The organism is Pantoea sp. SGAir0184 (genome assembly GCF_043544755.1).
In genome coordinates, this window is sequence record NZ_CP028050.1 from 2,701,391 (window position 1) to 2,725,029 (window position 23,639).

22 protein-coding genes are annotated in these 23,639 nt (G+C 57.9%); 10 read left to right on the forward strand and 12 right to left on the reverse strand.

All coding sequences use genetic code 11. The features are described 5' to 3' along the window. Window positions 1-45: 45 nt before the first annotated feature. On the forward strand, window positions 46-363 hold the full coding sequence (hspQ, locus tag C1N60_RS12865) for a heat shock protein HspQ (RefSeq protein ID WP_021508298.1): 318 nt from the start codon (window positions 46-48) through the stop codon (window positions 361-363). 31 nt (window positions 364-394) lie between these two features. Here the strand turns inward: hspQ and C1N60_RS12870 are convergent, their stop codons facing one another. Then, a complete protein-coding gene (locus tag C1N60_RS12870; protein ID WP_058775393.1) occupies window positions 395-808 on the reverse strand; it encodes a CoA-binding protein in 414 nt (137 codons plus the stop codon). Window positions 809-982: 174 nt separating this feature from the next. Here C1N60_RS12870 and C1N60_RS12875 point away from each other — a divergent pair, with 174 nt between their 5' ends. Together C1N60_RS12875 and C1N60_RS12880 are read left to right on the forward strand one after the other, a co-directional pair. After that, entirely contained in the window at window positions 983-1,609 is a 627-nt protein-coding gene (locus tag C1N60_RS12875; protein WP_104092785.1) for a YccT family protein, read from the forward strand. 68 nt (window positions 1,610-1,677) lie between these two features. Beyond that, entirely contained in the window at window positions 1,678-2,139 is a 462-nt protein-coding gene (locus C1N60_RS12880; RefSeq protein WP_021508301.1) for a methylglyoxal synthase, read from the forward strand. A 4-nt stretch (window positions 2,140-2,143) separates the two neighbouring features. Here C1N60_RS12880 and helD read toward each other — a convergent pair whose 3' ends face one another. Continuing rightward, complete coding sequence (helD, locus tag C1N60_RS12885; protein WP_394520937.1) at window positions 2,144-4,198, reverse strand: DNA helicase IV; 2,055 nt, start codon at window positions 4,196-4,198, stop codon at window positions 2,144-2,146. A gap of 123 nt (window positions 4,199-4,321) precedes the next feature. Between helD and C1N60_RS12890 the strand changes: the two genes are divergently transcribed. Together C1N60_RS12890 and yccS are read left to right on the forward strand one after the other, a co-directional pair. Beyond that, window positions 4,322-4,765: a YccF domain-containing protein gene (locus C1N60_RS12890; RefSeq protein ID WP_021508303.1), complete on the forward strand. Its 444-nt coding sequence runs from the start codon at window positions 4,322-4,324 to the stop codon at window positions 4,763-4,765. 8 nt (window positions 4,766-4,773) lie between these two features. Continuing rightward, entirely contained in the window at window positions 4,774-6,912 is a 2,139-nt protein-coding gene (yccS, locus tag C1N60_RS12895; protein ID WP_058775390.1) for a YccS family putative transporter, read from the forward strand. Here yccS and C1N60_RS12900 read toward each other — a convergent pair. Further along, window positions 6,909-7,538, reverse strand: coding sequence for a TfoX/Sxy family DNA transformation protein (locus C1N60_RS12900; protein ID WP_058775389.1), 630 nt, complete (start codon window positions 7,536-7,538; stop codon window positions 6,909-6,911). The genes yccS and C1N60_RS12900 overlap by 4 nt on opposite strands. Before the next feature lie 224 nt (window positions 7,539-7,762). Here C1N60_RS12900 and sulA point away from each other — a divergent pair, with 224 nt between their 5' ends. Both sulA and ompA read left to right on the forward strand, forming a co-directional pair. Beyond that, the gene (gene sulA, locus C1N60_RS12905) at window positions 7,763-8,254 is read left to right on the forward strand and encodes an SOS-induced cell division inhibitor SulA (protein WP_031279848.1); all 492 of its coding nucleotides are present in this window, start codon (window positions 7,763-7,765) and stop codon (window positions 8,252-8,254) included. 348 nt (window positions 8,255-8,602) lie between these two features. Beyond that, window positions 8,603-9,673, forward strand: a complete 1,071-nt coding sequence (gene ompA, locus C1N60_RS12910; RefSeq protein WP_058759727.1) for a porin OmpA — start codon at window positions 8,603-8,605, stop codon at window positions 9,671-9,673. 68 nt (window positions 9,674-9,741) lie between these two features. Here ompA and matP read toward each other — a convergent pair whose 3' ends face one another. Beyond that, the gene (matP, locus tag C1N60_RS12915; protein ID WP_021508308.1) at window positions 9,742-10,209 is read right to left on the reverse strand and encodes a macrodomain Ter protein MatP; all 468 of its coding nucleotides are present in this window, start codon (window positions 10,207-10,209) and stop codon (window positions 9,742-9,744) included. 53 nt (window positions 10,210-10,262) lie between these two features. On the opposite strand from matP, the gene C1N60_RS12920 reads away from it, so the two are divergent. Further along, window positions 10,263-12,125, forward strand: a complete 1,863-nt coding sequence (locus C1N60_RS12920; RefSeq protein ID WP_394520939.1) for an AAA family ATPase — start codon at window positions 10,263-10,265, stop codon at window positions 12,123-12,125. Window positions 12,126-12,192: 67 nt separating this feature from the next. Next, window positions 12,193-12,711, forward strand: a complete 519-nt coding sequence (fabA, locus tag C1N60_RS12925) for a bifunctional 3-hydroxydecanoyl-ACP dehydratase/trans-2-decenoyl-ACP isomerase (RefSeq protein ID WP_010616565.1) — start codon at window positions 12,193-12,195, stop codon at window positions 12,709-12,711. A gap of 65 nt (window positions 12,712-12,776) precedes the next feature. Here fabA and rmf read toward each other — a convergent pair whose 3' ends face one another. From rmf to rlmKL, 6 genes are all read right to left on the reverse strand, one after another. Continuing rightward, on the reverse strand, window positions 12,777-12,944 hold the full coding sequence (rmf, locus tag C1N60_RS12930) for a ribosome modulation factor (protein ID WP_013508548.1): 168 nt from the start codon (window positions 12,942-12,944) through the stop codon (window positions 12,777-12,779). 267 nt (window positions 12,945-13,211) lie between these two features. Further along, window positions 13,212-13,778: a membrane integrity-associated transporter subunit PqiC gene (pqiC, locus tag C1N60_RS12935; RefSeq protein WP_021508310.1), complete on the reverse strand. Its 567-nt coding sequence runs from the start codon at window positions 13,776-13,778 to the stop codon at window positions 13,212-13,214. Beyond that, window positions 13,775-15,418: an intermembrane transport protein PqiB gene (pqiB, locus tag C1N60_RS12940; protein ID WP_021508311.1), complete on the reverse strand. Its 1,644-nt coding sequence runs from the start codon at window positions 15,416-15,418 to the stop codon at window positions 13,775-13,777. Before pqiB ends, pqiC begins: the two co-directional genes overlap by 4 nt. Then, window positions 15,390-16,673: a membrane integrity-associated transporter subunit PqiA gene (gene pqiA, locus C1N60_RS12945; protein WP_394520940.1), complete on the reverse strand. Its 1,284-nt coding sequence runs from the start codon at window positions 16,671-16,673 to the stop codon at window positions 15,390-15,392. Before pqiA ends, pqiB begins: the two co-directional genes overlap by 29 nt. A gap of 16 nt (window positions 16,674-16,689) precedes the next feature. After that, window positions 16,690-18,597 carry an ABC transporter ATP-binding protein gene (locus C1N60_RS12950; RefSeq protein ID WP_166709891.1) on the reverse strand — a complete coding sequence of 636 codons (1,908 nt, stop codon included), beginning with the start codon at window positions 18,595-18,597 and terminating at the stop codon, window positions 16,690-16,692. Between the two features lie 5 nt (window positions 18,598-18,602). Next, window positions 18,603-20,720: a bifunctional 23S rRNA (guanine(2069)-N(7))-methyltransferase RlmK/23S rRNA (guanine(2445)-N(2))-methyltransferase RlmL gene (gene rlmKL / locus C1N60_RS12955; protein WP_394520941.1), complete on the reverse strand. Its 2,118-nt coding sequence runs from the start codon at window positions 20,718-20,720 to the stop codon at window positions 18,603-18,605. A 96-nt stretch (window positions 20,721-20,816) separates the two neighbouring features. Here rlmKL and C1N60_RS12960 point away from each other — a divergent pair, with 96 nt between their 5' ends. Further along, a complete protein-coding gene (locus tag C1N60_RS12960; protein WP_394520943.1) occupies window positions 20,817-21,926 on the forward strand; it encodes a YcbX family protein in 1,110 nt (369 codons plus the stop codon). A 3-nt stretch (window positions 21,927-21,929) separates the two neighbouring features. Here C1N60_RS12960 and C1N60_RS12965 read toward each other — a convergent pair whose 3' ends face one another. Next, complete coding sequence (locus C1N60_RS12965; protein ID WP_058759732.1) at window positions 21,930-22,472, reverse strand: cell division protein ZapC; 543 nt, start codon at window positions 22,470-22,472, stop codon at window positions 21,930-21,932. 150 nt (window positions 22,473-22,622) lie between these two features. Then, window positions 22,623-23,633 (reverse strand): quinone-dependent dihydroorotate dehydrogenase, encoded by a 1,011-nt coding sequence (gene pyrD / locus C1N60_RS12970; protein WP_021508317.1) that lies wholly within the window; start codon window positions 23,631-23,633, stop codon window positions 22,623-22,625. Window positions 23,634-23,639 lie beyond the last annotated feature (6 nt).

Genomic DNA, 23,639 nt, shown 5'->3' on the forward strand with positions numbered 1-23,639 from the left:
CCCTGCCCCCATATCGGTGGCAGGGCAAAGTTTTGGGAGGTCACAATGATTGCCAGTAAATTTGGAATTGGACAGCAGGTACGGCACCGTCTCTCCGGGGTGCTCGGCGTGATTGTGGATGTCGACCCGGAGTATTCGCTGGACGATCCGCAGCTGGATGAGGTTGGCGCAACGGAATCGCTGCGTGCGGCCCCCTGGTATCACGTGGTGATGGAAGATGAGGAAGGCGAACAGGTGCATACCTATATCGCTGAGATTCAGCTGGCCGGCGAAACCTCGTTCGAACATCCGGAACAGCCATCCATGGATGAGCTGGCCGCCTCGATCCGCCAGCAGCTGCAGGCGCCCAGCCTGCGGCATTAATCGTGCGGCGACCCGGAGTCGCCGTTTTTATTTACCGCGTCACGCCCAGCCGCGGAATCTCCATCTTCGGACAGCGATCCATAATCACCGTCAGCCCGGCATCACGCGCCAGCACCGCCGCCTGCTCGTTAATCACGCCCAGCTGCAGCCATAATGTTTTCGCTCCGATAGCGATCGCTTCCTGCGCCACGCCCCATGCCGCTTCGGAATTGCGAAACACATCCACCATGTCGATCTTGCCCGGGATCTCCGCCAGCGTGCCATACACGGTCTGGCCCAGCAGCTGCTGTCCCGCCAGCTTCGGGCTCACCGGCACCACGTCATAACCCTGATCGAGCAGGTATTTCATTACGCCATAGCTGGCACGCTCAGTGCGATCGCTGGCACCGACCAGCGCGATGCGTTGGGTTTGCGTCAGGACATCGCGAATCGTTTGATCGTTCATGTTTTTCTCCTTGTTCACTCGCCTGAGTGTAGATGCCATTGCGCGCTAAAGTGCAAGCGCAGCGCACGAAAAGTTTGCGCGGCGACACGAATAAATATGTTAAAATGTAAATTAACTGCCATAATGTAATAATTTGCTACACATCGCCCTTTTTCCCCTGTTCCGGGAGTTGAAATGAAGCTGTCTCTGGCTGTTACGGGTTTGCTGTTGCTGCTCGTATCGGCAACCTGCCATGCCATCACCCTGAAGCTCGATCCGCAGATCGACCTGCTGGTGCTGGATGGGCGCAAAATCTCAGGTTCGCTGCTGAAAGGCGCGGACAGCCTTGAGCTGGAGCGCGGTCAGCATCAGTTTCTGTTTCGCGTGGATAAACCCTGCGCCGATGCCACCCACTTCCGCTCAGAACTGATGATCGTCACCTTCACCGCCGACGCCCATTCCGTAGCGATTCGCCTGCCGGCGCTGAATAATCGCCGCGAACGCAGCCTGTTTGATAAATCGTTAAACTTTCAGCTGATTGATGAGCGTGGTAATGAAATAGCCAGCATTCGCGATCGGTTGCCGGGTGAGAGCAGCGGCAATGTTGAACAGGCGATGATCAATTACAACCGTACGGCGCAGGCGGCCAGCGTGCCGCGCTTTGCGCTGCAGGCGGCCAGCGTACCGGACGCCAGTCTCAGTCTGGATATGGTATGGCAGGACGCCAGTAATATGCCCGCGCTGCAACGCTGGCTGCAGCGTGTTGATGCCGCCACGCGGCAGCGTTTTATCAGTTGGGTGAAAACCCTACGCGCAAGTTGATAGCAGCTGAACGCCAGGGGTAAACTCGTGCATTCACTACGTTTGCACGCGCCGAAACAGGAAGCCCCATGGAGCAGACCGTTCGTACCCTGAAAGTTCAGAAACACATCGCCCTCGTTGCCCACGACCACTGCAAAGCCTCGCTGCTGGACTGGGTAAAAATCAATCAAAACGCGCTGCAACCTCACGTGCTGTATGCCACCGGCACCACCGGCAACCTGATCAATCGTCACACCGGACTGGATGTGAATGCCATGCTCAGCGGGCCGATGGGCGGCGATCAGCAGGTCGGCGCGCTGATTGCTGAAGGTAAAATTGATGTGCTGTTCTTCTTCTGGGATCCGCTCAATGCAGTACCGCACGATCCGGACGTCAAAGCGCTGTTGCGCCTGGCCACCGTATGGAATATCCCGGTAGCGACCAACCGCGCCACCGCGGATTTCATTATCCATTCGCCGATGTTTGCCAGCGAAGTGACCATCCAGATCCCCGATTATCAGCGCTACCTGACAGAACGTTTGAAAGCCTGATGGCTCAGGCCTTCCGGCTCTGCGCAACGCCCAGTTTGCGCAGGTGTTCGACAAACACGGAAGGCCGCTCTTTATCAAACATCAGCCACACCTGCTGACGCGCGCGCGTGATGGCCACGTAGGCCAGGCGCCGCTCTTCTGCATGCGGAAAATCCTCCGGCTGTGGTAGCAATCCCTCTTCCATGATCGACTCGCGCGCCTGCGCCGGGAAGCCGTCACGCCCTTCGTGCAGCCCCAGCACGATGACAAAATCCGCCTGCTGGCCTTTACTGGCGTGGATGGTCATGAAGTCGATACGCAGTTTCGGCCAGCGGGTTTTGGCTTTATCCAGCATGGCCGGACGCAGATGATGGTAACGCGCCAGCAGCAGTACGCGCTCGTCCGGCTTCGCGTAACCGCTCAGCTTGTCGAGCAGCGCTTCCAGTTGCTCCTGCGGCAGCAGCGTAATGGATTTCTTGTTCCCTTTGCTCAGGCTGTTGAGCGGCTTGCGCAGCTGATGCGGATTCTGCTGCACAAAGCGGTTGGCAATGTCACCGATGCGATCGTTGAAGCGGTAGGTGGTATCCAGCACGCAGCGGTCGCCTTCGCCAAAATAGTGATGAAACGCGGTGGTCAGGCTCATCTCCGCGCCGCTAAAGCGATAGATCGCCTGCCAGTCATCGCCGACCGCAAACAAACTGGTGCGCTTATTTTGCTGCCGCAGCGCGCTGAGCAGCGCCGCCCGCTGCGGTGAAATATCCTGGAATTCATCCACCAGAATGTGCTTCCACGGGCTGATAAAGCGGCCCTTCTCCAGCACAGCGATCGCCTGGTGGATTAGCCCGGAGAAATCCACCGCGCCCTCGGCTTTCAGTGCGCTTTTCCATGCTTTCAGCAGCGGCGCCATCAGCCTGACGCGCTTCGTGAAATTGTCGCGCAGCGGCTCTGGCACATCGTCAATCATCGCCGCCTGCGCGCCGCCGTGCATGCGCATCAGGCCGAGCCAGCGCTCCAGCCGCACGGCAAGACGCTGCGCCAGTTTGTCATCCTGCCAGAACGGACCTTCCGGCACGTCCCACGCCAGCTCTTCCTGCAACCACTGTCGCCAGCCGCTGGCCTGCGCCTTTTTACTGTTGCACTGCTCGCGCCAGTTTTCGATCAGCAACTGACGTCGCGCGCTGCTGTCACTTTCCAGCCGGCTGATGACCGGCTGCTTATTGCTGCCTTCACGAATGATGTGTAGCGCCAGCGCGTGGAACGTACGCGCCTGAATCGCGCTCTCACCCAGCCGCGTCTGGATCCGATCGTTCATCTCTTCCGCCGCCTGGCGACCAAAAGCCAGCAGCAGGATTTGCTCCGGCTGCGCCAGTTTGCGCTGTAACAGCCAGCCGGCGCGCGCCACCAGCACCGAGGTTTTACCGCTGCCCGCGCCAGCCAGCACCAGCAGCGCGTCTTCACCGTTGACCACCGCCGCACACTGCGATGGATTGAGCGGCGTGGTTTCGACGGTGGAGAAGAAGGCGTGATTATCGCTGATCACCCGCGCGCTCCACTCACGGTTGCGCTGCCGAATCGCGCTCTCGCCCTGCTCGAGCCACTGCTGGCAAAAGCGCCACAGCGTGCGGCAGTTATCAAACTCCTCCAGCCGTGCCAGCGGCAGCGGTAAGGCGGAAAACTGGCGCGTGATGGTCTCTTTTACCGCAGCCAGCTCGCTGCGCTTCAGCCAGCGATCCTGGCTTGTAAATGCGACGATCTCCTGCTGCAGCGCGCTCAGCACCTGCGCGCTGATTTCGCTCATTTCGAGGCTCCACTGCTGCCACGCCTGCTGCAGGTAATGATAAAAACGCTGGGTTTCCTGCCACTCGGTGCCGTGTAACCGCACCACTTTCTCTTCCGGTAATAAGAACTCCAGCTCGCCCCACACCAGGCCGCGTTTACAGGTGATACCGATCAGCTGATTAAACGGGATCAGGTATTCGTGACGATCGCCGCTGACTTCCACACCGGCAGCCAGCAGTCGCACCCGGTTATAGGGATGCTGTGCCAGCCGTTTGCCCATGGATGTTGCTTTTAGTTCCATCTCCGCACCGTCATGTGGAATTCAATTATCGCGCAGTTTACCTGTCAGACCCTTAGCGCTCCAGCCTTAAAACACGCTAAACTGGGCGACACATATTGCGGATTGCAAAAGGAAAATCGCGTTATGCGCACCGTGCTTAATATTCTGAATTTTGTTCTTGGCGGCTTTATCACCACCCTCGGCTGGCTGCTGGCCACGCTGATCAGCATCGTGCTGATCTTTACCCTGCCGCTGACCCGCTCCTGCTGGGAGATCACCAAACTGTCCCTGCTGCCGTTTGGCAACGAAGCGGTTCACGTTGACGTGCTGCGCCCGGAGAGCAAAAGCCACGTGCTGAACGCCGGCGGCACCTTCCTCAACCTGTTCTGGCTGATTTTCTTTGGCTGGTGGCTGTGCCTGATGCACATCTCGACCGGCATCCTGCAGTGTCTGAGCATCATCGGTATCCCGACCGGCATTGCCCACTTTAAAATCGCCGCTATCGCGCTGTGGCCGGTAGGTCGTCGCGTGGTGTCAGTGGAAGAAGCGCAGGCGGCGCGTGAAGCCAACGCGCGGCGCCGCTACTGAGGCTGAAGATGATGCCTGACGCTTTGCCCGGCTGGCGCCGTTATCTGTTCAACAGCAGCCTGCGCTACCTGCTGCGCATCTTCTTCGCGCTAGCCGGCTGTGCCGCCGTTCCCTGGTGGCTGCAGCAGATTGAGTGGACCATTCCGCTAACGCTCGGCGTCGTGGCGGCGGCGCTGGCCGATCTTGACGATCGCTGGACCGGCCGCGTGCGCAACCTGCTCATCACGCTGGTGTGCTTCTGCATTGCCTCGGTTTCGGTTGAGCTGCTGTTTCCGCACCCGTGGCTGTTTGCTATCGGTCTGGCGCTCTCCAGCTGGGGATTTATTCTGCTGGGCGCGCTGGGGCAGCGCTACGCCACCATTGCGTTTGGTGCCCTGCTGATCGCGGTGTACACCATGCTGGGCATTGGCCTGTTTCCGCAGTGGTGGATGCAGCCGGCGCTGCTGCTGATTGGCGCGCTGTGGTACAACCTGCTGACCTTTATCGGCCACCTGATGTTTCCGGTGCGCCCGGTGCAGGAGCAGCTGGCCGCCAGCTTTTCCCAGCTGGCGCGCTATCTGGAAGCCAAGGCCAATCTGTTTGATCCCGACGGCGGTGAGCAGGATGACGCGGCGCTGATCGCCACCGCGATGGTCAATAGTCAGCTGGTGGCGCAGCTCAACCTGACGAAAACCACCATTCAGAGCCGTTTACGCGGCGACCGCGGCTCGCGCAGCACGCGGCGCAGTCTGCATTACTATTTTGTGGCGCAGGATATTCACGAGCGCGCCAGCTCGTCGCATCTGCAATATCACCTGCTGCGCGATGACTGGCGCTACAACGAGGTGCTGTTTCGCTTTCAGCGACTGCTGAACATGCAGGCGCAGGCCTGTCGCCAGCTGGCAGAGAATATCGTGCTGCGCCAGCCGTGGCACCACGATAGCCATTTTGCGCGCAGCTTTGAACGGCTGGAGACCGCCCTGCAGCGCCTGCAACATAACGATCCGCAGGCGACGCACATTCGTCCGCTGTTCTGGTTGCTGCGCAACTTACGCGCCATTGACGCGCAGCTGGCGTCGATCGAATCAGAGCAGCGGCTGGCAGAACCGCTGACGCAGAGCGATCACCATCTGTCGCGTGAAGGCTTGAGTGGCTGGGCGGATATCCGGCTGCGCCTCAGTCGACATCTGAGTCCGACCTCGGCGTTGTTCCGCCACGCGGTGCGCATGTCGCTGGTGCTATGCGTGGGGTACGCCTTCATTCAGCTTACCGGCCTGCATCGCGGCTACTGGATCCTGCTGACCAGCCTGTTTGTCTGCCAGCCTAACTACAACGCCACACGGCGGCGGCTGGCGCTGCGTATTGGCGGAACCCTGGCCGGTATTGCGATTGGCCTGCCGGTGCTGTGGCTGGTGCCCTCTATCGAGGGCCAGTTAGTTTTGATTGTGCTGAGCGGCGTGCTGTTTTTTGCCTTCCGCCAGATTCAGTACGCGCAGGCGACGCTATTCATCACCCTGCTGGTGCTGCTGTGCTTCAATCTGCTGGGTGAAGGCTTTGATGTCGCCCTGCCGCGCGTGGTGGATACCTTGCTCGGCTGTGGCCTGGCCTGGCTGGCGGTGGCGTTTGTCTGGCCTGACTGGCGTTTCCGTCAGCTGACGACGGTTGCCGATCGCACGCTGAATGCCAACTGTCGTTATCTTGATGCCATCCTGGAACAGTATCATCAGGGTAAAGATAACCGTCTCGCCTACCGCGTGGCGCGCCGTGACGCGCACAACGCCGATGCGGAACTGGCGTCCGTGGTGTCCAATATCAGCGGCGAACTGAAGCAACAGCCGCCGCTGCGCGAGAATGCGTTCCGTCTGATGTGCCTCAACCACTCGTTCCTCAGCTACATCTCGGCGCTGGGCGCGCACCGGGAGCAGCTGACGCAGGGCGAACTGCTGACGCTTTTAGATGACGCGGTATGCTTCGTCGAGGATGTGCTGCAGATCGAACGCGTCAGCGAAGCGCAGGCGGAAACGATGCAGCAGGCACTGATGCAGCGCCTGAGCGCGCTGAAAACCAGTGAGGAGGCGCAGGCACCGCTGGTGTTGCAGCAGCTGGGGCTGCTGGTTGCGCTGCTGCCGGAAATTGCCCGTCTGCGCCGCACCCTCGCTGCCGCTTAAGGCAACAGGCTCTCCGCCGCGGCGTGCTGGCGGAGCGTTTCCTGATACCAGGCGCTTAACTCTTCACGTACCGCCGCCGGCAAAGCGGCCTGGTGATGGCCGGAAATGGCGCCTTCCAGCGCCAGCAGCGTTTTCAGGCCGATATCTTTATTCACCGCCCGCAACTTCAGCCAGCTCTGACGCGAGCCCATTTCATACAGTAAGCGAACAGAATTGATCCCGACTTTGTGCAGCATCAGCTCCATGCGCAGGCTGAGATTGGGCAGATCTTTCAGCCTGAGCAAGACAAGTCTGTTCGCCGCCTCGGCGCGCGCCGCAGACAGCGAACTGGCCGATAAGCGCAGCAGCTGATCGGCGTCCTGCCAGAGCTGTTTATCCACTTTGTAGTAGCTGAGCGTCACCGGCATGCCGCGCTTGCGATATATCAACGGTTCCAGCGGGCGCTGTGCGGCATAGTGCTGCAGCGCCTCGCTGGCGCGCAGATAGAGCGCATCCTCATTGATGTAAGCAAACACCACCTTTTCGACCGCCAGCGCGTAACCACCAAACTGGGTGCGCGATTCAATTTTTCCCAATGCCGCTAACTGGGCTTTGGACTGCTCAACCACCGGATTATTTTTCTTCATAACGTCCCCTTTTCCTCATTCCTTGCGCGGGAAATTTCCTATAAAAAGCTCAGAGATTCATCTGGTTAGAAGATAGAAAAAACGATTTAGCTGTTCAATGAATAAAAGCGGCAACGCGCGGTTCTTGTGCGGAATTTGCGAGGCATTTTCAGAAATTGAGGTTGATCTTTATCCAGGAACTCATTACTGTATATTCATACAGTTCATTACTGAGTGATTAAAATATGCGTACTCAATACTCTGGCCCTGCTGATCGTGCACACCGTTTCGCTGCGACGGGCTTAACGCAACCTTCTCTGGGTGGTATTACTGAACTGCGTTATAGCGAGCAGCCCGGCATCATGCCGCTGCTGTTACTGCCGGTCCTCAAGCAGCTGAGCACGCAGTCACGCTGGCAGCTGTGGCTGACGCCAGCGCACAAACTGAACCGCAGCTGGATGCAGCAGTCAGGATTACCGCTGGAAAAGAGTATGCATATTACGGAATCCGAGCGTTTAAGCACGGTTGAGAGCATGGTGAAAGCGTTGCGCACCGGCAACTACAGCGTGGTACTCGCCTGGATTCCTTATGAATTGAGCAATGAAGAGCGCCTGGAACTTGAGCAGGCAGCCGCCGAAGGCGAAGCGCTGGGATTGATTATGCGTCCTCAGGGGCGGGATCTTGCTCTGTCCAGACAGCCAAACAGCGCAAAAATTCCCTCTGATTTGTTTCATTAAGTAAAACTAAGATTTTTCTCACGCTATTTTTTCACAAAGTTGCGGCTAAGCCACTGATTCTTTTCCCGCCAGCTATGACAATGGCTTAGCCGCATTTTTCTTTTCTGGTAGCGAAAATTTTGCCATGTCATTTGTTAAAATGTGTGTATAAATCCCTGTTTTTTTATCCGCTGACGTCACATCATACTTGTAAGTTTCCAATCTCGTTGTAGACTTTACCTCGCCAGGGTGCTCAATAACCTCCGTTTTTTCGGTAGAGTCATAAGCGAGCGTTTAGACCCGGCGAAGGATTACAACCAAGAGCAACCTTTTTGCTCATTGCCTATTTGGATGATAACGAGGCGCAAAATGAAAAAGACAGCTATCGCAATTGCAGTGGCACTGGCTGGCTTCGCTACCGTAGCGCAGGCCGCTCCTAAAGATGACACCTGGTATACCGGTGCTAAACTGGGCTGGTCTCAGTATCACGATACTGGTTACTACGGTAACGGTTACGAAAACAACGACGGTCCAACTCACGAATCTCAGCTGGGCGCAGGTGCTTTCCTGGGCTACCAGGCTAACCCATACCTGGGCTTCGAGCTGGGCTACGACTGGCTGGGCCGTATGCCGAACAAAGGCAACGTGACCAATGGCGCATTCAAAGCACAGGGCGTTCAGCTGGCAGCTAAACTGAGCTACCCAATTGCTGACGATCTGGACGTGTACACCCGTCTGGGCGGCATGGTATGGCGTGCTGATTCAACTCAGACCAACCCAGACAACGGCCGCATTAGCAACCACGACACCGGCGTTTCTCCGCTGGCTGCTGTTGGTGTTGAATACGCACTGACCAAAAACTGGGCGACTCGCCTGGACTACCAGTGGGTTAACAACATCGGTGACGCAGGTACCGTTGGTGCGCGTCCAGACAACAGCATGCTGAGCGTCGGCGTTTCTTACCGTTTCGGTCAGGACGAAGCTGCTGCACCAGTTGTTGCCCCAGCGCCAGCTCCGGCTCCGGTTGTTGAAACCAAGCGTTTCACTCTGAAGTCTGACGTGCTGTTCACCTTCAACAAATCTACCCTGAAGCCAGAAGGCCAGCAGGCTCTGGATCAGCTGTACAGCCAGCTGAGCTCAATGGATCCGAAAGACGGTTCTGTTGTGGTTCTGGGCTTCACCGACCGCATCGGTTCAGACCAGTACAACCAGAAACTGTCTGAGAAACGTGCTCAGTCTGTTGTCGACTACCTGGTATCTAAAGGTATCCCGGCTAACAAGATCTCTGCACGTGGCATGGGTGAATCTAACCCAGTTACTGGCAACACCTGTGACAGCGTGAAAGGCCGCAATGCCCTGATCGACTGCCTGGCGCCAGACCGTCGCGTAGAAATCGACGTGAAAGGTATCAAAGACGTTGTAACTCAGCCACAGGCTTAAGTTATCGCGCAATAAAAAACCCCGCTTCGGCGGGGTTTTTTTTGGCTTTTTATCACACGCATTTTTTGCTATTCGTTATCCGCGCCGCCTTTACCCAGAATCGCCTGCAGATCCTGCTTCAGCGTCGACATCTGACTGGCATACTTCTCTTTGCGTTCTGCATCTTCGATCAGCTGAACAATGGTCTCTGACAGGGTGCTGTTACGACGCTGCGCCAGACCGGCCAGACGCTGCCACACCAGATACTCCAGATCGATCGATTTTTTCCGCGTGTGCTGATGCTCTGCGTTGAAATGACGTTTACGCCGCGCGCGTATGGTCTGCTTAAGACGGTTTTCCAGCTCCGGATGGATATGCTTTGCGATCCAGTCACCGACCTCAACCGGGTTATTCTCCATCGCCAGCAACGTCTCTACCGCCGCCTGCGCAGCGCTCAGCTCAATATGCCGGGTGATCAGCTCACCTTCCCGATGCTTTTTCACCAGGTATTTCCACTTCCATCCACTTTCAAGATTTTCGAGTTGCTGGTATTTCATCGGAATCTCATCGTGATCACGTAACAAACTAAGAATAACAGCTTTTTTCCCGGATGCAGCAAGGAAAAACATGTTGCGGCCATCACAGTTCAGGCCGGAAGTGCGCCGTGCTTAACCGGGTTGAATCCTGTATAATCGCGCTTTTCCTGAACCAGACTAATGCGAATATTTTGACCAGCACTCAACTTACGTGGCAAGCCCTGCAGCCGGATAGCTCACGCTACCAATCACTTTTCTCAACCGTCTCTCTGGAAGATAGCGATACGCTTGCCGCGGTTCAGCCGCGTCTGCTGAATGCGCTGGCGCATTTACATCATCAAACGCTGGGCTTTCCGCTGCTGCTGTTACGCAGCCAGGAAAACAGTGATTATCTGGCGTGGATTGCCGAGGCGGCGCAGCGCTTTCAGCCTGACGAGGACGCGCTGTACGGCGGTGATTACCATGTGATGGGCGACAACGTCAGCCTGCAACCGCCTGTCGATGCCAGCCGTCCCTTCACCAGCACCGGTGGCGTGCATTACGCCGACTGGATTGAGTCCGAGCAGCTGTTTGGCTGCGTGCGTCAGTATAAAGATCGCGTACAGCTGGAGCCCGGTCTGCTGCATCAGGCTAACGGTGGCACGCTGATTCTGTCGATCAATACCCTGCTGGCGCAGCCGCTGCTGTGGCTACGCCTGCGCAAAGTGATCGAGCTGGGTCGCTTCGACTGGTACTCACCGGACGAGCGTCGTCCCCTGCCGGTGACCATTCCCTCACTGCCGCTGCAGCTGCGTCTGATTTTATGTGGCGATCGCGAGGCGCTGGCCAGCTTCCAGGAGCTGGACGTTGAAGTGCACGAAATGGCGCTCTACAGCGAGTTCGAAGAGAATCTGCAGCTGGTCGATGAGGATGACATGGCCAACTGGTGCCGCTGGACGCTATGCCAGGCGGAACTGGCCGGTCTGACCCCACCCGAAGCTGATTTCTGGCCGCTGCTGATCCAGGAAGCGGTGCGTCTGACCGGCGATCAGGACACGCTGCCGCTGTGCCCGCGCTGGCTGCGCCGTCAGCTGCAGGAAGCCGCGCTGCACGGTGAGACACTGAATGGCGAGGCGCTGAAAGAGGCGCTGGAAGCACGCCAGTGGCGCGAGAGTTTCCTTGCCGACCGGATGCGCGATGAGATCCTGTTAAATCAGATCATGATCGAAACAGAAGGCGAAGTGGTCGGTCAGATCAACGGCCTGTCGGTGATTGAATTCCCTGGTCATCCACGTCCGTGGGGCGAGCCATCACGCATCACCTGTGTTGTGCATCCGGGCGATGGCGAGTTTACCGACGTGGAGCGCAAAGCGGAGCTTGGCGGCAACATCCACGCCAAAGGCATGATGATCATGCAGGCATATCTGATTTCGGAGCTGGAGCTGGAACAGCAGCTGCCCTTCTCGGCATCGCTGGTGTTTGAGCAGTCTTACTCCGAAGTCGACGGTGACAGCGCCTCGCTGGCCGAGCTGTGTGTGCTGATCAGCGCGCTGGCAAACCAGCCGCTGAACCAGCAGATTGCCGTTACCGGTTCGGTGGACCAGTTTGGTAACGTGCAGCCGGTGGGTGGTCTGAATGAGAAAATCGAAGGCTTCTTCCATATCTGCCAGTCGCGCGAGCTGACCGGCAAACAGGGCGTGATTCTGCCTGCCAGCAACGTCCGCCATCTCAGCCTCAGCGAAGACGTGGTAGAAGCGGTGCAGCAGGGCCAGTTCCATATCTGGGCGATTGAGCGCGTTGACGAAGCGCTGCCGCTGTTAACCGGTATTGCCTGGCAGAGCGAAAGCGGCGACTCGCTGCTGAGCACCATTCAGGAGCGCATTACTCAGCTCAATCAGCAGGAAAACCGACCGCGGCCCTGGCCATTACGCTGGCTCAACTGGTTCAACCACAGCTGATTACATTGCCCAGCGTACAACTGTTCGCTAATATTCGGGCTTCACTAAAAGAAGGCATATTGAGAACATGGTAGATAAACGCGAATCCTATAGCAAAGAAGACCTGATTGCCTCTGGTCGCGGCGAACTGTTTGGCGAGAATGGCCCACCGCTTCCGTCTGACAACATGTTGATGATGGACCGCGTGGTCAAAATGACCGAAGACGGCGGCAAATTCGATAAAGGTTATGTGGAAGCCGAACTGGATATCCGCCCTGACCTGTGGTTCTTTGATTGTCACTTTAAAGGCGATCCGGTTATGCCAGGCTGTCTGGGTCTGGATGCTATGTGGCAGCTGGTTGGCTTCTATCTCGGCTGGCTGGGTGCGGAAGGTAAAGGCCGTGCGCTGGGTGTGGGTGAAGTGAAATTCACCGGCCAGGTTCTGCCGACGGCGAAGCTGGTTACTTACAAAATTCATTTCAAACGCGTCATCAACCGCAAGCTGGTGATGGGCGTGGCCGATGGCGAAGTGTTCGTCGACGGTAACCTGATTTACACCGCGACTGACCTGAAAGTGGGCCTGTTTAAAGACACTTCAGCGTTCTGACCCGCCAACAAAAACCTCCGCACGCAGCGGAGGTTTTTTTCCTGTTTACAGACATCCGACAGTGCCTAAGCCACCGCCGACCTGTCCTCCATGGCTTGTCGCCAACCTCCCAACCAGTGAGACCGGGCATCGATCATTTGATAAGGGCATATCTCTTTTGAGCGGCCAGTAATGCCTGCCTGATAGCCTCGTGAATGTGCTCGTTCCAGGCGGTCTCTCTTCTGTCTCTTCATACCTCGTTTCCCTCATTTCAGGTCTGGTGGAATCTGGTGGAAAGAAAGAGTGGTGAATTAATGTTCAACCACAGTAATGTTCTAACCTGTGGTGGGTGAAAGGTCAATGCGCAAAATTCACGCCAATGTCATCAATTTGCCGTGAAATCGACACAAATCCCTCAGTGCCGCCGCCATATCTGGCTGATTCCGCAATAAAAAAGTCCCTGATTTGCGCGCCGTCACATAACGGCAAATCAGGGACTTAGCATAAGCATCGAACAAATCCTAATTTAGCGTCACCACGCTGTTAGCGATCTGCTGTGCCGTTTGCTGCCAGCCGAGCGCCAGCGTGCGCACCAGCGCATCGTAGCCATCTTCGGTCTGCGGCAGCGTCAGATTAAAGCCATGTTTGATAAGCCGGCCTTGATGTTGTAACAGCCATTCACCGCTTACTACCACCTTGCCGTCATAGCGACCATGGAAGCCGGTGACGTGCACGCTGAGCGTATCGTGCGTGTCACCCAGCGGCTGACTGGCCACCAGCCGGCCGGGCAACGCCTGGCCGAGGTTACTCACCAGTGTCTGCTGCAGCTGCTGGTCGAGCGGACTGGCCCACAGATTATTGGCGGCAATCACGTACTTCACGTCGCTGGTTTGATAAACCAGTCCGTTGCCGGCGAGATAATCCGGCACGCTCACCTGTTCAACCCAAATCATCGGCTGGCTGGCGGAGGCGTCACTGCTGACGCGCGCCATATTGCTGCCCGCAGGCAGCTGGTAATAAGTGGTGTCGATGGTGCTGCTGCAGCCCGCCAGCAGCAGCACAGCACCGATAATCAGCCCTTTTTTCACTGTTTCGCCCTCTTTGGCTGCGGATCCTGACCCGGTTTGGCTTCAAATACCAGCGCGTTGCTCTTACTGTTGAGCGTTTTCAGCACCGGCTGCAATTCGCGCAGCACCTGGTCAAGGCGCTGCATATCGCCCACCAGTTTGTTATAGGCTGGCGATCCCGGCTGCAGCCCCTTCATGCTGCGATTAAGCTCGCGCAGGGTTTGCTGCATATCGGCCGGCAGCGTTTTCATCGCCGGGTTGGCGGTGATCTGATTGAGGTTATCCAGCGTTTTCTGCAGCTGCTGCAGGGTGCGCTGGCTCTCTTTCAGCGTGCCGGTGGCCTGGTTGATCATCGGGTTGAGCGGCAGCGCGTTGATCTTATCCAGCGCCGCCATCAGTTTCTGCTGAATCTGGCTCAGGCCGCCGCTCACGGTCGGAATCACTTCCAGCCCCGCCACTTCGTTCGGTCCTTTGTAAGCCGGTGCATTGTCATAGAAGTCGAGATCGACAAACAGCGCACCGGACAGCAGGTTGCCGGTTTTCAGCGTGGCGCGCAGGCCGCGTTTCTTACCATCCTGCAGATGCTGTTCAAGATTGAAGTCGCCCCCCAGACGGCTGATAAAGCGGTCCGGCTCGATGCGGATCAGTACCGGCACGCGGTAATCGGTGTTCAGCGCCTGATTCACGCCCGGGATCATGTAAGGCACCTGAGCCACAGTACCGAGACGAATGCCGCGGAACTCGACTGGCGCACCAACCTGCAGACCACGAATCGAGTCGCTGAAGAACATCAGGAAATCAGTGTGTTTGGTGTACAGCGAATCCTGAATGCTGCGCTGGTCATCATACAGATGGTAATCGTCCTGGTTTTTGGCCAGCTCGCCGAGTTCCCAGCCGTCCGGCACGTCAAAGCTCACACCACCGCTAAACAGGGTCGTCAGCGAGCCCATTTCGACGCGCATACCGGAAGCGGACATATCCACCGCAATACCGCTGTCTTTCCAGAAGCGCACGTTGGTGGTAATCAGCCGATCGTAAGGCGCGGCGATGAACAGCTGATAGGTCATCATGCGCTTGTCGGTATCAAAGGTGCTGGTTTCCACCGTGCCGACGCGATAGCCGCGGAACAGCACCGGATCGCCCGGATTAAGCTGGCCGGCTTTTTTGCTGTCGAGGATGACGCGAATACCTTTGGCATCCGGCGGTGCCAGCGGCGGCGCATCGAGCAGCTGATAGTGCTCTGGCTTATCCCCTTTGGCGCCGGGCTGCAGTTCAATGTAGGCGCCGGAAAGCAGCGTACCGAGGCCCGTCACCCCTTCCCGGCCAATCTGCGGCTTCACCACCCAAAACACGCTGTCTTTATGCAGCAGTTTTTCCATGCCGGCATTCAGGCGCGCGGTGATCTCCACATGGTGAAGATCGTCCGTCAGCACCGCGCTTTCGACGGTGCCCACGTCGACGCTGCGGCTTTTAATGGTGGTTTTACCGGCAACAATACCTTCGGCGTTTTCGGTGATCAGCGTGACCTGCGGTCCCTGATGGCTGAAGTGATAAAACAGAATCCATCCGCCGATTAACAGCGTGACGATAGGTACGATCCACACCGGCGACCAGCGTTTAATCTGGTCGACGTTAGCAATGCCGTGTTGGTTGTCCGTCAAGACGCGGCTCCTTACGTTCAGTTTCCTGTAGGCGATCCCAAATCAGGCGCGGATCAAACGTCATGGCGGCGAACATAGTCAGAATCACCACCAGCGCAAACAATAGCGCGCCTGGCGCAGGGTAAACACTCATCAGCTGGCCCATGCGCACCAGCGCAGAAAGCACAGCGATCACAAACACATCAATCATTGACCAGCGGCCAACAAACTCCACCACCTCATAAATCAGGTGCATCTCCTCGCTGTCGCGCCGGCCGCGACCGCTGGCGTGCCAGCACAGCCAGCCAATCGCCACCATCTTCAGCGAAGGCACCATAATACTGGCGATAAAAATCACCAGCGCCACCGGCCAGGAGCCATCGCTCCACAGCAAAATCACGCCGGCCATAATGTTGGACGGATACTGCGAGCCGAGCGTTTCGGTCACCATGATCGGCATAATATTCGACGGGATATACAGCATCACCGAGGTGATCAGCAGCGCCAGCGTCCACTGCAGGCTGTGCTGCCTGCGTGGCGCGGCGCTTACGCCGCAGCGCGGACAGGTTCTCTGCGCGACTGGCAGAATCGCGGTGCAGCACGGACAGCTGCGCAGCCCCTGCTTCAGTCCGCTGATGCCCGCCTGCGGCGTTTGCGCCAGCGGCGGCAGCGGATCGATGCGCTGCCAGACCCAGCGGCGATCGACGCACTGAAACGCACGCAGCTGCAGCAGACAAAACAGGCACCACGGCCAGAAGCTGCTGCCAAGGCCAATTTCACCATAGGCCATCAGTTTGACGAAGCTGACCAGCACGCCGGCCATGAAAATTTCCGCCATACCCCAGCTGCGCAATTGAAACAGAATGCGTGCCAGCCCGAGTCGCAGGCTGTGCGGCAGGCGCACCGGATTGACCAGCAGCAGAATGGCGATCATGCAGAAAGCCGGAATGCCCTGCACAAACAGCAGGAACAGCGTGGCGAGGCTGCGATAATCCTCGCGATCCATCACCTGCGGAATGGCCATCAGCGAGATCTGGCTGCTGAGACCGGCCACATGCATGCTGATAAACGGAAACAGATTGGCCAGCAACAGCATAAACAGCGCCGCCAGCGCATAGCCGGTGGGACGTTTACGCGGTTCGTGCCAGTTAGCCACCAGCGTGGTGTGACAGCGCGGACAGCGCGCACGGCTGCCCACCGGTACGGCGGGCAGTTTTACGGTTAAATCACACTGCGGACAGAGCATCCAGTGCTGCGTCTGATGCGTGGCACACATGCTGACTCCCTCTGCGTTATGCGCCGTTTTTCAGCGCTTCCAGCTCTTCCCACCGTTCAAAGGTGGTTTCCAGCTCCTGCTCCGCCTGCGCCAGCGCATCCAGCACCGGCTGCGTTTTGTCGTGCGGCTGGCTGAAGAAATCCGGATGACTCATCTGCGCCTGCAGCTCACCGATACGCGTCTCCAGCTGCTCCAGCTTTTGCGGCAGCTGTTCCAGTTCACGCGTCAGGTTATAGCTTAGCTTGCCTGCGCTGCGTTTGGGGGCGTCGGCTTTTTCTGCCGGTTTAGTCGCTGCGCTTTTGACCGGTGCAGCTTTGGTCTGCTTGTAAGCGGCGCGCTGCTGCTGCGCATCATGGTAGCCACCGACGAAGGTACCGATCTCGCCGTTGCCTTCAAAGATCCAGCATTCGGTCACGGTGTTATCCACAAACTGACGATCGTGGCTCACCAGCAGTACGGTGCCCTGATAGCCATCCACCAGCTCTTCCAGCAGCTCGAGCGTTTCGACGTCGAGGTCGTTGGTCGGTTCGTCAAGGATCAGCAGGTTGCTGGGCTTGAGGAACAGACGCGCCAGCAGCAGGCGGTTACGCTCGCCGCCGGACAGCGCACGCACCGGCGTCATGGCGCGTTTCGGGTGGAACAGGAAGTCCTGCAGATAGCCGAGCACGTGGCGCGGCTTGCCGTTGACCATCACTTCCTGTTTGCCTTCCGCCAGGTTGTCCATCACGGTTTTATCCGGATCCAGCTCCGCGCGGTGCTGATCGAAGTAGGCGATTTCCAGTTTGGTGCCGCAGTGCACGCGACCGGCATCTGCCTTCAGCTGGCCGAGCATCAGGCGCAGCAGCGTGGTTTTACCGCAGCCGTTCGGGCCAATCAGGGCGATTTTGTCGCCGCGCTGCACCTGGGTGGAGAAATCCTTCACCAGCGTTTTGCCGTCAACGCCGTAATCCACGTTTTCCAGCTCAAAGACGATTTTGCCGGAACGCGCCGCTTCACCGACCTGCATATTGGCTTTGCCCATCACGTCACGCCGTTCGGAGCGTTCACGACGCAGCGCTTTCAGCGCGCGCACGCGGCCTTCGTTACGGGTGCGACGCGCTTTGATGCCCTGGCGAATCCACACTTCTTCCTGCGCCAGCTTGCGGTCGAATTCGGCGTTTTGCATCTCTTCAACGCGCAGCGCTTCCTCTTTGCCGAGCAGGAACTGATCGTAATCGCCCGGCCATGACACCAGCTTGCCGCGATCGAGGTCGACGATGCGCGTCGCCATATTGCGGATAAACGAGCGGTCGTGCGAAATAAACACGATGCTGCCGTTGAAGGTTTTCAGGAAGCTTTCCAGCCAGTCGATGGTTTCAATATCGAGATGGTTAGTCGGTTCGTCGAGCATCAGCACGCGCGGGTTACTGACCAGCGCTCGGCCCAGCGCGGCTTTACGCAGCCAGCCACCGGAGAGTGACGACAGCTCGGTGTCCGCCTGCAGCCCGATTTGCTGCAACACATCGTTGATGCGGCTGTCGAGCTGCCACAGGTTGTGATGGTCGAGAATCGTCTGCAGTCGCCCCATTTCGTTGAGGTTTTTCTCGCTCGGATCTTCCATCACCAGGTGCGATATGGCGTGATACGCCTTAAGGTGCTCAGCCTGTTCGGCCACGCCTTCGGCAACGAAGTCGTACACCGAACCGGTGATATTGCGTGGCGGGTCCTGTTGCAGCCGCGCGACCACCAAATCCTGCTCATAAATAATGCGGCCGTCATCCAGCGGCTGTTCGCCGTTGATGATTTTCATCAGCGTCGATTTACCGGCGCCGTTGCGCCCAACCAGACAGACGCGCTCGCCCTCTTCGATATGCAGTTCGGTGTTATCCAACAGCGGCGCATCGCTGAACGACAGGTAAGCGCCATGGATACTGATCAGTGACATAAAACTTATTCCTTACCGGCGTGGCTTACCAGCCAGCAGTTGTGAATTTGACGGTTGCGCGCAAAGTCCTGCGACAGCGTTTTTTGCGTAATTTCCTGCGCCTGCAGACCCAGACGCTGCAAGCCGTCCAGATCCATTTTGAAGCCGCGCTTGTTGTTGGAGAACATAATGGTGCCGCCGCGACGCAGCATGCGCTTCAGGTTCTGCAGCAGCATCAGGTGGTCGCGCTGCACATCGAAGTCATCTTCCATGCGTTTGGAGTTGGAGAAGGTCGGCGGATCGATAAAGATCAGATCGAACTGCTCATCGCTTTCGCGCAGCCAGCTCAGGCAGTCCGCCTGCATCAGGCGATGCTGGCGCCCGGTTAATCCGTTCAGGCGCAGGTTACGTTCGGCCCACTCCAGATAGGTGCGCGACATATCAACCGTGGTGGTGGATTTGGCGCCGCCCAGCCCGGCGTGCACGCTGGCGCTACCGGTGTAGGAGAACAGGTTAAGGAAATCTTTACCCTGGCTCATCTGGCCCAGCATCTGGCGCGCGATACGGTGGTCGAGGAACAGGCCGGTATCGAGATAATCCGTCAGGTTCACCAGCAGCCGCGCGTTAAACTCCTGCACTTCAAAGAATTCGCCCTTCTCGCTCAGCTTCTGGTACTGGTTTTTGCCCTTCTGCCGTTCGCGGGTTTTCAGCACCAGTCGATTGGCCGGCATCTCCAGTACACTCAGCGTGGCACCGATCACGTCAAACAGGCGCTGACGCGCTTTGGTCGCATCCACGGTTTTCGGCGGCGCGTACTCCTGAACCACCACCCAGTCGGCGTAGCGATCGACCGCCACGTTATACTCCGGCAGATCGGCGTCATACAGACGGTAGCAGTCAATATTCGACTGGCGCGCCCACTTGTCCAGTTTTTTGCTGTTCTTACGCAGGCGGTTAGCAAAGTCTTCGGCAATCTGTGCGCCGCCTTCGGCGCTGTTCTCCGCCAGCTGGTAGTTCTTCTGTACGCACTCCAGCGGACCGTTTTTCGCTTTAAACTGGCGATCGGCGCGCAGCTGCAGGCAGCTGAGCAGCTCGGGTGAGGCGCTGAACAGCGACAAATTCCAGCCGCCAAACTGCTGTTTCATGATGCGGCCCAGCTGGCTGTGCAGCGCAATCAGCGCCGGCTCGCTCTCCAGACGCTCACCGTACGGCGGGTTACTCAGCACCGTACCGCTGACCTCTTCGCCTGCCAGCGGATTTTTCAGCTGCAGCACATCCTGCTGCGCAAAAGTGAACAGATCGAACACGCCGGCGCGGCGCGCGTTGGCACGTGCCCACTCCAGCACGCGACCATCATTATCATAGCCAAAGAAGCGTGACGTGGTGGCGGCCGTGCCGGCGCGCGCACGCTGCAGCGCGTCGCTGCGGACTTCCTGCCACAGTGCATTGTTGTGGCGTTTCCAGCGGCTGAAGCCCCAATGCGAACGCAGCAGGCCTGGCGCGCGATCGCAGGCGATCAGCGCCGCTTCAATCAGCAGCGTACCGGAGCCGCACATCGGATCGACCAGCGGCGTGCCGTTCTGCCAGCCGGAGCGCATCACAATCGCCGCCGCCAGGTTCTCTTTAAGCGGTGCCTGGCCGGTTTGCTGGCGATAGCCGCGCTGGTGCAGTGCGGTGCCACTCAGATCCAGCGCGATGCTAACGCGATCTTTGTTCAGCCACGCGTTGATGCGGATGCCCGGCTGCTCGCGATCGACACTCGGCCGCTCCAGATTCTGCCGGGTAAAGCTATCGACAATCGCATCTTTGATGCGCAGCGCACCAAACTGACTGTTGCGAATCACCTCATTAGTGCCGTTGAAGTGGATGGCGAACGTGGTGTTGCTGTCAAACAGCTCGCTCCACGGGATGCTTTGCGCGCCGACGTAGAGATCGAGATCGCTCCAGACGCCGAATTCTCCCAGCGGCAGCAAAATACGTGAAGCCAGACGGCTCCACAGCAGGCTTTGGTACATTACGCGGTCGTCGGCTCGGAAGTGGACGCCGCCCTGCACCACCTGCAAATCCTGCGCACCCAGCGCGTCCAGCTCAGTTTTCAACAGCTCTTCGAGCCCACGCGCCGTACTGGCAAACAGAGAATTCATATCGTCACTTTTACTCTTGCTAAAATTGTTGCGCATTATAGCGAATCAGCGTCCTATGTCATAAAGTTAGCTTCTTTTTGTCTGTACGGAGTTGTGATGATTACCCTGTCTCGCCTGTATATTCACCCGGTTAAATCGATGCGTGGTTTGCAGCTGTCACACGCACAGGTGCTGGAAAGCGGTCTGGCCTTCGATCGCATCTTTATGGTGACCGAAGCGGACGGGACCTTTATTACCGCCCGCCAGTTTCCGGAGATGGTGCGTTTTACGCCCGCCCTGCTGCCCGACGGGCTATTCATCACCGCGCCGGACGGCAGCCAGGCGCTGATCCGCTTCAGCGATTTCAGCACCCAGCCGGCACCGACGGAAGTGTGGGGCAACCAGTTCACTGCGCGCATTGCGCCTGACACCATCAACCAGTGGCTGAGCGGCTTTTTCCCGCGCCCGGTGCAACTGCGCTGGGTTGGCCCTGAGCCGTCACGCCGGGTAAAACGCTTCGACCAGGTCCCGCTGGGGTTCGCTGACGGTTTCCCTTACCTGCTGGTCAACATGGCGTCGCTGCAGGATCTGCAGCAGCGCTGTCCGGCCAGCGTGCGGCTGGAGCAGTTCCGCCCCAATCTGATCGTCAGCGGCGCCAGCGCCTGGGACGAGGACAGCTGGAAACGTATTAAGATCGGCGAGATCACCTTCGAGATGCCGAAGCCGTGCAGCCGCTGCGTGTTTACCACCATCGGCACCGAAAGCGGTCGCAAGCACCCGCAGGGCGAACCGCTCGCCACGCTGCAGCGTTTCCGCAGCGCGCAGGACGGCAGCGGAGATATCGATTTCGGCCTGAATCTGATTGCGCTTAACAGCGGCATCGTGCGCGTCGGCGATACGGTTGAAGTGCTGGAACGGCAAACGCCGCGCGCTTACGGTGCCGGTGAGGTGGTGGAAACGCTGCAGGCCGCCAGCAGCGCGCCGGCCGCCGTGACCATTGGCTATCAGGGTCAGCAGTTTGCCGGCGATAATCAGCAGGTATTACTGGAACAGCTGGAGATGCAGGGCTTTCGCATTCCCTACTCGTGTCGGGCCGGAATCTGCGGCAGCTGCAAAATGACGCTGGTGTCGGGTGACGTGAAGGCGCTGAAGCAGAGCGCGGTGCGCGGCGACGGCACCATTCTCAGCTGCAGCTGTATTCCGAACGGAGATATCGAACTGGCGTAAGTGCTACACCGCGCGGGCGAAGGGCGCGCTGCTCTCCTGCAACTGTGGCTGCAGGCGATCGTTCATGATCTTGATGGCATCGCCGAGCTGCATCCCTTTGCCCGCCACCGTCAGCGCACTCTGCGCCAGCAGACAGAGCGCGGCATTCTCGCCGCTTTCGACCACCAGCAGCTGTGCCTGTTCGCCGCTGTCGGCCAGCGTTACCGCCACCATATCGCCCGCGACGGGCTGCCAGCTGTGCGCATGGCTGGTGAAGTGCCAGCTTTTCGGCATCAGCGGCTTAAGGAAACGGCTGGCCACCAGCGCGTTCAGCACCAGCTCGGCGCGCTGATCGCTTTTTAAGCCGCTCTGGCGACAGCGCTCTTCAAAAGTAAAATAAAGCGCAGCGTCATCAACGCAAAAACCGCTGTCATTAAAGGCATCGGGCGTCAGCATTTTGCGCGAGAAGCGCGAGCGAAATAACATTCCATCGGCCAGATCCAGCATCATCCGGTCATGCTCTGCGTCAAAATACCAACGCCAGTTGTCATCGGGTTTGATTTTCATGGGGTGCCCTGTGGATTTACGCTGCGCTAAACGGCGCTGAAATTTAAAATATTGCTTTAAGGAAAAAGCTGAAAATTGTACGAACAGGACAAAATATAAACGAGCCGGAGGGAGAAATAAACCCCCCGGCCAGGGAAAGTGAGAAATGTCTTAGAGATGGGTCACGATATCTTTAATTAAACCCGGACCTTTATAAATAAAGCCAGAGTATATCTGCACCAGCGTTGCGCCAGCCGCCATTTTTTCCCGTGCCGCGACCAGCGAATCAATGCCGCCGACGCCAATAATAGGCAGACGTCCCTGCAGCTCCTGCGCCAGACGGCGAATCACCTCGGTGCTGCGCGACTGTACCGGACGGCCACTTAATCCCCCCGCTTCGTCGGCATATTTTAACCCGCTCACCAGCGAACGATCGAGCGTGGTATTGGTGGCGATCACGCCGTCTATTTCGTGACGCACTAAACTGTCGGCAACCTGGATCAATTCTTCTTCAGAAAGATCCGGCGCGATCTTCACCGCCACCGGCACATATTTCAGATGGCTTTCCTGCAGCGCCCGCTGTTTTAATTTAATCGCCGACAGCAGATCGTCCAGCGCTTCGCCATATTGCAGCGAACGTAATCCGGGGGTATTCGGTGAGGAAATATTGATGGCAATATAACCGGCGTGCGCATACACCTTTTCCATGCAGGTGAGATAATCGTCTTTGCCCTGCTCCACCGGCGTGTCTTTATTTTTACCAATATTGATGCCGAGCACGCCTTTAAAGCGCGCCTTTTTCACATTCTCAACCAGGTGATCGACGCCGAGATTATTAAACCCCATGCGGTTGATGATTCCTTCCGCCGCCACCAGCCGGAACATGCGGGGTTTGTCATTGCCCGGCTGCGCGCGCGGCGTCACCGTGCCCACTTCGACAAAGCCAAAGCCCATGGCGCCAAAGGCATCAATGCACTCCGCGTTCTTATCCAGACCCGCAGCCAGACCCAGCGCGTTCGGAAAGGTCAGCCCCATACAGGTCACCGGGCGTGACGGCAGCGACTGACGAATCAGCCCTTCCAGCGGCGTGCCGCTGATGAAGCGTAACTGTTGAAAGGTGAGTTCGTGCGCGCGCTCTGGATCGAGCTTAAACAGCGCCGGCCGGACGATAGGATATAGCATGCACTC